Consider the following 12,013-nt stretch of genomic DNA (forward strand, 5'->3'; position numbering starts at 1 on the left):
AACCGGTGTTCGAACACAACCCCTCCAGCACGATCATCGACCCGTGTGATTGCCGCGCCCGTTCCAGGGCGCGGCAATGATCCACCGCTGCACATGAGACGATAGGGGTTCAACCGCTCAGCACCTTCTGGCCGTTCTCACTGTCACGGTGCAGCCAACGGTAAAGCGCGGGCAGCACCAGCAGCGTGAGCAGGGTCGAGGACACGATGCCGCCGATCACCACCGTTGCGAGCGGCCGCTGTACCTCCGAGCCCGTGCCGACGTTGAACGCCATCGGCAGGAAGCCCAGCGAAGCCACCAGCGCGGTCATCAACACGGGGCGCAGGCGCCCGAGCGCGCCGTCGACGATGGCATCCTCCAGCCGGTCGCCCTGTTCGCGCAGCTTGCGGATGAAGGCGATCATGACCAGGCCGTTGAGTACCGCCACGCCGGACAGTGCGATGAAGCCGACGCCGGCGGTGATCGATAACGGAATCCCGCGCAGGGCCAGTGCGAACACGCCGCCGGTCAGCGCCAGCGGCACCCCGCTGAACACGATCGCCGCGTCCTTGGCTGAGCCGAACGCCATGAACAGCAGGCCGAAGATGAGCACCAGGGTCACCGGCACCACAACCGCCAGTCGGCGGCTGGCCGAGATCAACTGCTCGAACGTGCCGCCGTAGTCGACCCAGTAGCCTTCCGGAATGTCGACCTGCTGCTCGACGCGTTGCTGCAGCTCGGCCACGAAGCTGCCCAGATCGCGGTCGCGCACGTTGGCGGTGACCACCACGCGGCGCTTGCCGTTCTCGCGGTTGATCTGGTTCGGACCCAGTATCTTCTCGATCGTCGCCACCTCGCGCAACGGAATGGTCTGCGGAGTGTCGTCCGACCATGCGGGATCGCGGCTGGATTCGTCGGCGTTGATATTGCCGCCCAGGGGAATGGGCAGGTCTTCCAGCGCCGTCGGATCTGCCCGCATCTGTTCGGGCAATCGCACCACGATATCGAAGCGACGATCGCCGTCGTACAGCTCGCTGGCGACCTGTCCGCCCACGGCGGTGGCGACGGTCTGCTGCACCACGCTCGGGTTCAACCCGTAGCGCGCCAGTGCTTCCCGATCCGGCACCACCGTCAGCAGTGGCAGGCCGGTGGCCTGCTCGGTTTTGACGTCGGCGGCGCCGCTGACCTGCTTGGTCACTGCCTCGATCTGCTCGGCCACCTCCACCAGCGTATCCAGGTCATCGCCGAACACCTTGATCGCCACATCCGCGCGCACGCCGGAAATCAGTTCGTTGAAGCGCATCTCGATCGGTTGGGTGAACTCGTAGTTGTTGCCGGGGATCGTCGACACCGCTTCCTCGATCTCCGCGATCAGCACCTCTTTGGGCTTGCGCGGATCCGGCCAGGCATCCCGTGGTTTCATCATCAGGAACGTATCGGCCACGTTCGGCGGCATCGGGTCGGTGGCGACTTCGGCGGTGCCGATTTTGCTGAACACCCGCTCGACCTCGGGGATCTGCATCACGCGCTCCTCCACCGCGATCTGCATCTTCACCGCCTGTTCGATGCCGGTGCCGGGGATGCGCATCGCGTGCATGGCGATATCGCCTTCGTCCAGGCTGGGGATGAACTCGCTGCCCAGCCGCGTCGCCAGCAGGCCGCTGACCACGACCAGCGCCAGCGCACCGCCGAGTACCCACCGGCGGTGCCGCAGCGACCACGCCAGCGCGGGCGCATAGCGGCGCTTGGTCCACAGCATCACCCGGTTTTCCTTTTCCTCGACCTTGCCGCCGAGAAGCAGAGCAACCGACGCCGGGACGAAGGTCAACGACAGCACCATCGCGCCGGTCAGCGCCAGCACCACGGTGATCGCCATCGGGTGGAACATCTTTCCCTCGATGCCCGTCAACGCAAAGATCGGTAGGTACACCGCGGCGATGATGAACAAGCCGAACAGGCTGGGCCGGATCACCTCGACCGTGGCGGTGGCGGTCAGATCCTTGCGCTCGTCATCGGTCATGACCCGGCCGAGCCGGTGCTGCATCTCGCCAAAGCGGCGCAGGCAATTCTCGATAATGATGACGGCGCCATCGACGATCAGGCCGAAATCGAGCGCGCCCAGGCTCATCAGGTTGCCCGACACACCGCCCTTGACCATGCCGATGATGGTGAACAGCATCGCCAGCGGGATCACCGCGGCGGTGATCAGCGCCGCGCGGAAATTGCCGAGCAGCAGGAACAGCACCACGATCACCAGCAGCGCGCCCTCGACCAGGTTCTTCGAGATCGTCTTCATGGTGCGGTCGACCAGCTCGGTGCGGTCGTACACCGCCGTGGCATCGACCCCCGCCGGCAGGCTGGCGTTGGCGTCTTCCAGCTTGGCGGCGGCGGATTGCGCGACTTCGCGGCTGTTGGCGCCCACCAGCATCGCGACCGTGCCCAGCACGACTTCCTCGCCGTTCTGGGTCGCCGCACCGGTACGTAGCTCTGGCCCTTCGCCGACCTGCGCCACATCGCTTACGCGGATCGGCAGGCCGTTGCGCCGATCAAGCACGATGTTGCGGATTTCGTCGAGTCCACCCACTTGGCCGGGCACGCGCACCAGGTACTGCTGGCCATTGCGCTCGATGTAGCCCGCGCCCATGTTCTGGTTGTTGGCGGCCACAGCATCGACGATGTCCTGCAAGGTGAACCCGAGCGCGACCAGCTTGGACGGATCCGGGGTGATATGGATCTGCCGCTCGTAGCCACCCATGGTGTTGACCTCGGTCACTCCGGGCGTGTTGCGCATCTGCGGCCGGATCACCCAGTCCTGCAGGGTGCGCAGGTCGGTCGCGGTCCACGGCGTGCCATCGGCTTTGCGTGCCTCTGGCGCCGCGTCGACCGTGTACATGAAGATCTCGCCCAGACCGGTCGAGATCGGCCCCATCTGCGGCTCCAGCCCTTCGGGAATCTGCGACTGGATCTGCTGCAGTCGCTGGGCCACCTGCTGGCGCGCGAAGTACAGGTCGGTGCCGTCCTCGAACACCACGGTGACCTGCGACAGCCCGTAGCGGGACAGTGAACGGGTGTAGTCCAGTTGCGGCAGGCCGGCCAGGGCGGTCTCGATCGGATAGGTGACGCGCTGCTCGGACTCCAGCGGCGAGTAGCCCGGTGCCTCGGTGTTGATCTGCACCTGGACGTTGGTGATGTCGGGCGTGGCGTCGATCGGCAGCTTGGTGAAGCTCCAGATGCCCACGCCGATCAATGCCAAGGTCGCCACCATCATCAGCCAGCGATGGTGGATGCCGAAACGGACGATCTTTTCCAGCAGACCGCCCTCGCTCAAACGGGGCTCAGTGCTCATGCGAAGCCCCTTCCTTTTCGATGTCGGCCTTGATCAGGTAGCTCTCCTCGACCACGACCTGGTCGCCCTCGTTGAGGCCCGACAGGATTTCCACGCGTTGGCCGTCGCGTTGGCCAACCTCGACCGGTTGCGCCTGATACGCCTCGCCAACTCGGACGAACACCACCTCCTCACCGTTCATGGTCTGCAGCGCCGACAGCGGCACCATCAGTTCGACGGGTTGCTGTTCGACCGTGATCCGCGCCTTGACCGCCGAGCCGGGCCGCCAAAGGCCATCGGCGTTGTCGATCGTTGCCCGGGCCACCGTGCTCTGGCTGGCCGTCGCCATGCCCGGCAGCACGCGTTCGAGCACGGTTTCGACCGTCTTGCCGTCGCTCATGCGGGTGACCGTGACCGGCACGCCCGCCCGGATGTGCTGGGCGTCGGCGCCGAAGATGTGCAGGTCGACCCACAGCCTGGACAGGTCGGCGATCTCGAACAGCGGTGCGCCTTCGTCGGCCAGACCACCGAGCGAGGCGTTGCGCGCGGTGACCACGCCGTCGATCGGAGAGCTGACGGTGTAGTTGCTCAGGCTCAGGTTGCTTTCGATCGTCGCCAGCGGCTGCCCGGCTCGGACGGTGTCGCCGACGTTCGCACGCAGGGCGTGGATCGGGCCGGGGAAGCGCGCCGTGACCTGGGCGACGCGGCCCTCGATCGGGGTCAGCAGCCCTTGCACCTCGTGCTCGTCGGCAATGGTGCCCGGGCCGACCGGCTGCACTTCGATGCCGGCGCGTTCGGCGACGTCCGCGGGGATCGTGGTCGACGGCTGCTCGTCGGTGTGTTCGCCGCCCCCGTCGGCATGTCTTTCTTCTTCGGAATGCCCGCCGGCCTCTTCCGCGTGATCGCCAGCAGCCGCGTGTTCGTCGGCGTGGCCCTGTTCGGAGGCCGGCTGGCCCCCGCAAGCTGCCAGGGCAAGGGCGAGAGCGAGGGCAAAGGCGGCGCTCAGACGCGTGATCGTGTTCAAGGTGCCACTCCTTCTTCAGTTTGCGGCTGACCGCCGGCGACGGCAGGCCTGTCAATGAATACTTGGCCGGTGAGCCGCTGGATCTCGATCAGGGCGCGCTGGGCGTCCAGCGCCGCCTGCAACTGCTGTCGACGCGCTTCGGTGGTGTCGGCCTGCAGCGTCGCCCACTCCAGGTAGCTGGCCGCACCCGCGCGGTAAGCGCGCTCGGCGGCGGCTTCGGCCCGGTCCAGGCGCGGCAACACGTCCGACTGCAGCCGGGCCACTTCCAGCTGCGCTACCCGGTAGCGGCCATGAGCCTCGGCCAAGGTCGAGTACAGCGCCAGTCCGGCGGCCTCGCGCTCGATCTCGAGTGCCGCCAGTTCAGCGCGTGCGGCGCGGATGCCCGGCTGTGCACGGCTCGCTGCGCCCAGCGGGAGCGATACACTCCCGACCAAGCCGAAGTCTTCCCCGCCCGACAGCGCCCTCACGCCCACCTGCCAGTCGAGGTCGGCGCTCGCCTCGCTGCGCGCCAACTGCAGGCGGGCCTCGCGAATGCGCGCTTGGCCGGCGAAGCGGGCCAACTCGGGGGTGCGTTTCAGCCAATCGGCCAGGACCGTGAACTCGACCAATGCCGGCAATGCCAGCGGATTGGTGCCGGCGATCTCGAAGGCCGGTGCGCGCTCGCCCCAGAGCGCCGCCAGATGCTGGCGTGCGGCCGTTTCACGCTGTTGCGCGCGTGCCAGGTCGAGTTCGGCTCGTGCCAGTGCCGCTTGTGCGGTCAGCACCACCGATTCGGGCGAGGCACCGGCTTGGTGGCGGGCACGGGCGGCGGCGACCGTGCGCTCGCGCTGTTCGATGTCCAGGCGGGCAACGCCGGCATGGCGCTGGGCGGCCACCACCGCCAGATAGCGACGAGCGGTTTCGGCCAGCAGGTCCAGTCGCTGCGCTTCGCGTTCGACCGCCAGCGCATCGATGCGGCTCTGCGCCAACGTGCGGCGCGCATCGAGCTTGCCGCCGCGTTCGAGCACCGAGGCCAGGCTCAGCGTGAGTTCGGCGCCATCGACTCCGCTGGCCTCGCCGGTGCCGAAGGCGTTCTCGACCTCGGCGCCGGCCACCAGCGCCGGCGTCAATGAGGCGCGATCGAGTTCGGCTGCCAGCACGTCGCGGCGGGCGGCGAACATGCGCAGATCAGGATGGGTTTCAGCGACGCGGGCAAATGCGTCATCCAGGGTCAAAGGGTCGGCGGCGTGCACGGGCCAGGCCACGGCAAACGCGACGACGCACGCGGCGGCGGCCGCGAGTCGCAAACGCATGGGGATGCTCCAGAGTGTTCGGGTGACGGAGAGCCGGCGTCATTGCCGGCGGGGCGGTCACCCGAAAATCGGAGGCTTGAACGGTGTGGCCAGACGCGCCGGGGGCGGAATCGCGGTCTTCGCGATCGCCAGACGATCGGGTGCCGGCTTGGCCGGGACCGGTTTCAGTACGGTCAGCAGGGCGGCCGTCGCGCCGCAGCAGTGGGCGAAACGCAGCAATACATGCAGGGTCCTGGCCCCGTCCTGTTCGCCGGTCGCGGCCAGCTCGGCCTCCACATCCTCTGCATGCAGCCGATGGTCATGCATGCCCGAGGGATCGTGCGCGAGTTCATGCATCTCGCCGGCGGCCGCCATCACGGGTTGCACCACCAGCCCCAGCGAAAAAAGCCCCAGCACGAGAACGCGCAGGAGCGGCAACCAGCAGCGGGGACGCAGGCGGATCATGGCCGCGCAGGGTACCTGTGGATCATGGGGTTACACAATCTCACTGTGCCTCGGGGCCAGCGGTCGCGGCGGGATGCCGCCAGCTTGGGAACCGACGCTACGCAACAACCCCAAAGTTAAGGTGGTGGTGCCCCCGGTCGGGCTCGAACCGACACTTGCCGCTTATCTGGCGCTACGGGATATAAATCCGCTGCTCTACCCATTGAGCTACGGGGGCGTGATCTGGGCTCGGATCACGCCGGTATTCGATGGTCGATCGGGGGTACGCACATGGGCCAAGCTTATATCGATCCTGGTTGCGCCGGGTGCGAGTTTTGCCTGCCACCCCCTCTCGCACTTAGATCCACGTGGCGGCTTGCTCATGGCGTGGCAGCACCACTCTGCCGCGACGGGAGAGTGGACCCAGCCTTCAGGATAGTTGCCGCGCTAAACATCTTCATCCGCTCGAAGCCCGACGCCTTAACGCGTCGGCCATAAGGAAAACGGTGAGGTGGTCGTCGACGAGGTCGGACGTCGCCTCCGCTGAGTCGCGGCTCGGTCTCGTGGCCAGCCGTCACGAAGGCCGACTGTCCGACATGCTCTTGAGGACCAATCCACCGCCGATCAACAACAAAAAGCCAAGGCCGATGCCCTCTTGGTGCAGCGATTCCGGCAACCGGTCGCTGTTGCCAATCAGCACGAAACCGGCGATGAAGCTTCCCAACGCCCACATCGCCATCCGCTGACGCATCCGCTCACTTCGCTCGCGAAGATAGGCGGCGTGGTGGTCGCGGCGCTCCTGCTCCACCCGCTCGTAGTGGGCAAACAAGTGATAGCCGCACCAACGGCACGTCTCCGTGGCACGCCATGTCCAGCGATCACACTGTGGGCACTCGATCGCATTGCGGTGGCTCGATGGAGGCGTGTCCGGAACTGGTGTGGGTGGTGTCACCGGTTCGCTGTGAACGACGGGCAGCCACTCCGGTTCCGGCGGTGAGGATGGCAGTTTTTCCTCTCCGTCCGTGAGGCTGCTCTCCAGCATCGCCTCGATTTCATCCCGCAGGCGCTGCTGCCGGATAGCGTCCGGTGCTACAGGAGGTTCAGGCCGTGACTCTCTGGAAGGTACGGGCAGGCGCACGACCTTCGGTTCCAACTCGTCCGACACGAATCACCTATGCCGTCAATGCCAACATCTCGGACACGTGTTCCGAATCGATCTCCGGCTTGTCCCGAAAGTACAGGAACATCAATTTGATCAGCCGCGCCTTCTTCGCCGGCGGCAAAGAGCGGCGCGCCCGCTGCAGACGCGTTTCCAGTTGCACCACCACCGCTTCGAGCACATCCAGGTCTGCGGTACCCGGCTCCACGGTGGATGTGAGGCCGGTCAAACAGGCTTGGAGCATGCACTGACCTTTGCCAATGCGTTGTTCCTGGCGCTTGAAGCCAATGGACACCGTGTCAGCCTGATCGACCGCTACTACGGGCCGGCCCGCCGGCTTGCGTTCGGGACCGGAGAGCAGCCTATCCAGCAGAAGGAGCACGACCCGAACGACAGATCTTGGGCGCCCAAGCGCTTGACCGTGGTCCATATCGACGGACAAATGGTGGGCTTGGCACTCGTCGAAGTAGCCGTGCCTACCTTGCTGCGCTATGTCGGCAACAGCACCTACGTGCGCGACATCGACTACATCGCTCCGAAGGGTCGCTCCCGCCATGCAACCGATACATGGACGATCACCCGGGACTGCCCAACCGGCAAACTGCGCCTGGTGGCCTATGCGCCGCACTGCCGCGTCGAACTGGCCGAACACTGGCAGGAAAGTGGGAAGTCTCGACTGCTCGCGCGCCTGCCCGATATCGTCGCCGGCATCCAAGCCTTCGGGGCTAAAATGCCTGCTTTGGTCGCCCAGGGGGACGCACAGCTGGAGTGCGAACGCCGACAGTACGAAGTCGAACAGCGGCAGCGCGCGATCCGGGAGGACAGGCGACGCATCGAGGAATCCACCAGGCAAAGCCAAGACCAGCTGGACGCCCTCATCCACCATTGGGCCGAAATCAAGGCGCGATCGGAATTCCTTGAGCGTCTGGAAAAGGACATCGCCGGCCTGCCGGCATCCGAACGTGCCCCGCTATTGGCACGTCTGGCGCTGGCGCGGGAACTGATTGGCCCAACTGACCCGATGCCGCATTTCCGGGCTTGGCGGACACCCGCCGAGCGCTACACGCCCAAGCACTTCGAAGAGGGCGAATAAGCCCGAAGTACTGCAGCTACGGGGAACACGCGACCGCGGTCCGATATGCGGATAATGGCGTGCCGTCTCAGTCTTCCAGCCACCCTGGAGGTACGAGCTTTCGCTCTTCTCGCCAATCGTCAACCAGCTCCACGCCAGGCAAGCCGCCCCAAACATCCTTGAATGCATGATCCAGCACGATGATCTGCAAACGCCCCTTCGCCGCGACAGCTGCCTCACCGAGAACCTTGAAGACGTCCCGCACAGCTCGCACGTCTTCGCTCCGCCCCCCGTTTTCAGCAGAGATCAGATCTTCCCGCTTTGGGAAATAGACTTGGCTAGGCTGGTCGTAGATCAAAAGTCCGGGCACTGGGTGGCGGTTGAAAGTGAGGAAAAATTGCTGAAGCGCCAACGTCATCGCGACGTGATAGGCCAGCCAGTTAGCACCGCTCCCCACCTCCCAAAGGAAGTCCCGGCGTCCCTCGCGGTGCACGACCACCGTCAGCTCGGACGGATCCAAGCGAATTGGGTCGTCTTTCCACTCCGCGTCCAGTTTTGGCACGATTTGGTCAGTCAAGCTCTGGATGCGGTTGAGGGCAGACTGCATTCTCTCGGCAATGTCGTGCTCCCGCACGATTGCGCGCAGCGTGTGGACGCGCCCGCGAAGCTCCTCCACTTCTGCTCCTAGAGCGGAGCCCTCGCCGACGCGATCGTAGAACCGTAACGCCTGCTCCAACCGTCCTACGAAACGGTCAGTCTCCCGCAAGCTCGTCGCCTCGTTCGCCGCTTCCTGCGACGCGCGCTCAAACTCCGCCAGCTGTGCGCGGACGACGCGCTGCCTTCCTGTCGCCATTTCCAATCCAGCGCGTTGCTCGATGACCTCCGCCTGCACGGCCTCGGAGAACAGTGGAAACGAGGCGGCGTTTGCGTCCATTACTTGCAGAGCTGCGCATAGCCTGTCCAGTCTATCGACATTGTGTTGCGCGATGTGTCGTGCATCGGGCGATCCTGCTTCGAAGCGTTCACGAAGCCATGCCGCGATGTCCAAGCGCTCGCGCTGGAGCTGCAAGCCGGTGCCGTAAGCGCTTCCACTGGCTTGTAGGCGTTCGATGTCAGCCAATCGCCGTCGATAGCCCATCGCAACGCGAGCTTGTTCTCGTTCCTCGTCCCGCAGAGCGGCGACATGGCCAAGCACGTCCTGCGTCTGCTCGGACGAGGGAGGCGAGTGGGTATCTCGCGCCAATACAGGCCGCAAGGCATCGATGAGCGCGTTCGAGGTCATCGGCAGATCGCCCGGCGGCGCGAGGCCGAACTCACGCGCCTTTAAGAGCCAGGTCTGGGCTTCGCTGACCCATTCCTCTGCTGCTCGTTGTTCGCGTTTGAGCGCCAGTTCCTTGCGCCTCAGCTCGGACTCCAAGCCCTCCAGCTGTTGCTTGGCCGCCAGCGTCCGACCCTTCACCGCGCCGAGCACGTACGGGAAAATGGCTCGGAGCTTTTCGCGGTGCTCAGTCGTATCGCCCTTGAAGAAGAGCACTCCTGGGTTGGCAACGATGTTCTGTGGCTGGAAGTTGAACGCAGCCAGATCCCGAAAGCTCGGCCGGCTTTTGAATGTTCGTTCCTGACCGGGCTCCATGCTCATCTGCGGCAAGCCGGCGAGGCGGTCGAGCTGTGCCTTTACTGCCCCGACGGTAGTGTTCGCCCGCTCAATCGCACCGGGAACAGACACCTCTGAGGCTTCAATGGCATACATATCGCCCGTTCCCCGCTGATCGCCAGGTTCCCGCCGGGCAAACAGCTTCTGTCCCTGGTCCGTTGCGACAACGATCCCGAACCAGGAGCATTGAGAGCGGATGACACCCACCGGGATGGTGCATTTTTCAGCACCCAGACAGTAGTCGATGATCGGGATCACAGCTGACTTTCCGGTCTTCGACCCGCCGCTGATCACGTTCACAACGCCCGGCTTGAAATCGACTACCTGAGGCTCGCCGCCCCGCCGAGGCCATAGGACGAGCTTTAGGATCTGAAAGAGCATCAGTAGGCTACCCGTAGCATTGAAAACACCTGTTCCTGAGGAAGCTGTGCAAACCACAGCCCAAGCCGCTCGGCGCCGCGCTCCATCTGCTTCACACCTTCGGCAACCACTGGTTTTCGATTAGTGTCCAGCGAGTAGACAAGTGCCGCCTCATGGTCGACAGCAAGCAATCCGGTGGCCACGCCGAGCGACAGCGATGCAAGCGTCAACTCTCTAAGGGCCAGCGCCCGTGCGTTCACGGCGATTAGTTCGCTCTCGGTGTCGAGCATCTTGTGTACGACCTTCGACAAACCCGACACAGGATTGGTCGATGAAATCACTGTCAACGTCCTAGCGTGCAGGACCAACGGGAGCACTAGAAAGTGCATGTCTATTCGAGGCGCATCCGGGCTATGGGATTGGAACGACGCCCCCATTCGCCAAAGCAGGTAAGCCCCGAGCGCTGGGCTTTGTATCGCCTCGACTTCGGACACTGGACCTGTTTGGCTCCTCAAATGGCCGGGAACGTCACCTAGCACGGGCGTCACTCCTCGCCAACCAAATTGGTCTTGTAATCATCGTGCCAACCGACACGCTTTCGGTCGGCGAGTCCATGAAATGATCCCCGAACAAATTCCTGTCCGACGTCATCGGCGTCGAGCTTTTCCTTGTGCGCATAGCAATACGACAGCAGGACGCGCCCTCGGTCCTCGGGAGGCTTATCCCCGTGCTCCACTGCTATGCGCATCTGATAGGTGCCGTGCGCAGAGGTAAGTGTGTCGTCCCACCGATCAAGACTACTGGCTTGCACTAGCCCATCCGCGGCCCATGTGGCCTTCGAAGCAGAGGTCTGTAGAAAATCCGCCACTGCTGAGATCTGCTGATCCCGCGTTGCCTTGACCAATTCCAGTTGCCGAACGAATAGGGGACGCTCAACAAATTCGGCATCGATTTCTTCCTGGTCGGGTCGAGTCGCGCTGGGCAGTAGGCGCTGCATATTTGTGCGCCGAACAAACGCCTGTAGTTCCTTCTTGAATTTGTCTCCGCTCAAAATAGCCGGTTTGCCGGCATCCATTAACTCGCGAGCGTCTGTCTGTGCCGAACCAACGAGGTAACGGACGGCTTGCGCGACAACAGCGGGAGGGAGGCTGACGTCGGACCCCATTTGCTTGTGGAGAGGGGCGTACTCGTTCTCGTCGGTGTTAAGTATCGTCGTGTTGCGGATCACGTAGCGCCGCGTTTCCACTGGAACATTCTGAAAGCGTTTGATTTGCCGCCGAACAGTCTTGCCGGCAACTTTGAGGAGGTCATCCGCTGCTTCGATCACGGCATCAGCTTCCGCATCGGTTTGGGCGGCGTGAACCAGCGTTGCAATGTCGCCACTGCGCGGCGGCATCACATAAAGTTGGAAGCGGCTCGTAGTCAATGCGCCCGGCTTCACTGTTTCGCCCCAATTCGCTAGGGCTTTCCAAAATTCGGGCGCCGTGTCTCGCAGCGGCTCGGACTTCGGAGCGCTCTTGACCTGCTCATGGACAACGGTCCCATCCGCAAAGTGAATTGCGACGTCGTCCTTGTGCTCGATCGAGACGGAGCATCCAGGGGGGGCGGTAATAAGATGAAACGCTAGTCGAACATCTTGAAGGGTAAAACCCCGATACGCGCCCGCGGCGGCGTATGGCGAGGCAGTCGCAACAGTGGTCATCGGCATATCCCCCGCTCATTCCC

The 12,013-nt window shown here is 64.2% G+C and carries 10 protein-coding genes and 1 tRNA gene; 1 reads left to right on the forward strand and 10 read right to left on the reverse strand.

Annotated features, from left to right (window positions below; all coding sequences use genetic code 11):
• Positions 1 to 109: 109 nt before the first annotated feature.
• From KB893_RS12350 to KB893_RS12380, 7 genes are all read right to left on the reverse strand, one after another.
• Positions 110 to 3,292 (reverse strand): efflux RND transporter permease subunit, encoded by a 3,183-nt coding sequence (locus KB893_RS12350; protein WP_211926805.1) that lies wholly within the window; start codon positions 3,290 to 3,292, stop codon positions 110 to 112.
• Positions 3,293 to 3,314: 22 nt separating this feature from the next.
• Positions 3,315 to 4,328 (reverse strand): efflux RND transporter periplasmic adaptor subunit, encoded by a 1,014-nt coding sequence (locus KB893_RS12355; protein WP_246505634.1) that lies wholly within the window; start codon positions 4,326 to 4,328, stop codon positions 3,315 to 3,317.
• On the reverse strand, positions 4,325 to 5,620 hold the full coding sequence (locus KB893_RS12360) for a TolC family protein (protein ID WP_211926797.1): 1,296 nt from the start codon (positions 5,618 to 5,620) through the stop codon (positions 4,325 to 4,327). Before KB893_RS12360 ends, KB893_RS12355 begins: the two co-directional genes overlap by 4 nt.
• 57 nt (positions 5,621 to 5,677) lie before the next feature.
• A complete protein-coding gene (locus KB893_RS12365; RefSeq protein WP_211926798.1) occupies positions 5,678 to 6,064 on the reverse strand; it encodes a hypothetical protein in 387 nt (128 codons plus the stop codon).
• A gap of 125 nt (positions 6,065 to 6,189) precedes the next feature.
• Positions 6,190 to 6,281: transfer RNA gene (locus tag KB893_RS12370), tRNA-Ile, on the reverse strand.
• A 336-nt stretch (positions 6,282 to 6,617) separates the two neighbouring features.
• On the reverse strand, positions 6,618 to 7,208 hold the full coding sequence (locus KB893_RS12375) for a hypothetical protein (RefSeq protein WP_211926799.1): 591 nt from the start codon (positions 7,206 to 7,208) through the stop codon (positions 6,618 to 6,620).
• Positions 7,209 to 7,215: 7 nt separating this feature from the next.
• On the reverse strand, positions 7,216 to 7,446 hold the full coding sequence (locus KB893_RS12380) for a hypothetical protein (RefSeq protein ID WP_211926800.1): 231 nt from the start codon (positions 7,444 to 7,446) through the stop codon (positions 7,216 to 7,218).
• Between KB893_RS12380 and KB893_RS12385 the strand changes: the two genes are divergently transcribed.
• Positions 7,438 to 8,295: a hypothetical protein gene (locus KB893_RS12385; protein ID WP_211926801.1), complete on the forward strand. Its 858-nt coding sequence runs from the start codon at positions 7,438 to 7,440 to the stop codon at positions 8,293 to 8,295. The genes KB893_RS12380 and KB893_RS12385 overlap by 9 nt on opposite strands.
• 67 nt (positions 8,296 to 8,362) lie before the next feature.
• On the opposite strand, the gene KB893_RS12390 is transcribed toward KB893_RS12385, so the two are convergent.
• The 3 genes from KB893_RS12390 to KB893_RS12400 are packed head-to-tail and all read right to left on the reverse strand — an operon-like array spanning position 8,363 to position 11,990.
• The gene (locus KB893_RS12390; RefSeq protein WP_211926802.1) at positions 8,363 to 10,309 is read right to left on the reverse strand and encodes a DUF3732 domain-containing protein; all 1,947 of its coding nucleotides are present in this window, start codon (positions 10,307 to 10,309) and stop codon (positions 8,363 to 8,365) included.
• A complete protein-coding gene (locus tag KB893_RS12395; protein WP_338026942.1) occupies positions 10,309 to 10,836 on the reverse strand; it encodes a three component ABC system middle component in 528 nt (175 codons plus the stop codon). The genes KB893_RS12390 and KB893_RS12395 overlap by 1 nt, the downstream gene beginning before the upstream one ends.
• The gene (locus KB893_RS12400; RefSeq protein WP_213173753.1) at positions 10,833 to 11,990 is read right to left on the reverse strand and encodes an ABC-three component system protein; all 1,158 of its coding nucleotides are present in this window, start codon (positions 11,988 to 11,990) and stop codon (positions 10,833 to 10,835) included. The genes KB893_RS12395 and KB893_RS12400 overlap by 4 nt, the downstream gene beginning before the upstream one ends.
• Between the last annotated feature and the right edge of the window lie 23 nt (positions 11,991 to 12,013).

Source organism: Coralloluteibacterium stylophorae (assembly GCF_018122625.2).
Lineage (GTDB): Bacteria > Pseudomonadota > Gammaproteobacteria > Xanthomonadales > Xanthomonadaceae > Coralloluteibacterium > Coralloluteibacterium stylophorae.

Coding starts and splice junctions, on each gene's coding strand:
- KB893_RS12390 (WP_211926802.1), bottom strand. CDS start 10,309: ATGCTCTTTCAGATCCTAAAGCTCGTCCTATGGCCTCGGCGGGGCGGC.
- KB893_RS12380 (WP_211926800.1), bottom strand. CDS start 7,446: ATGCTCCAAGCCTGTTTGACCGGCCTCACATCCACCGTGGAGCCGGGT.
- KB893_RS12365 (WP_211926798.1), bottom strand. CDS start 6,064: ATGATCCGCCTGCGTCCCCGCTGCTGGTTGCCGCTCCTGCGCGTTCTC.
- KB893_RS12400 (WP_213173753.1), bottom strand. CDS start 11,990: ATGACCACTGTTGCGACTGCCTCGCCATACGCCGCCGCGGGCGCGTAT.
- KB893_RS12360 (WP_211926797.1), bottom strand. CDS start 5,620: ATGCGTTTGCGACTCGCGGCCGCCGCCGCGTGCGTCGTCGCGTTTGCC.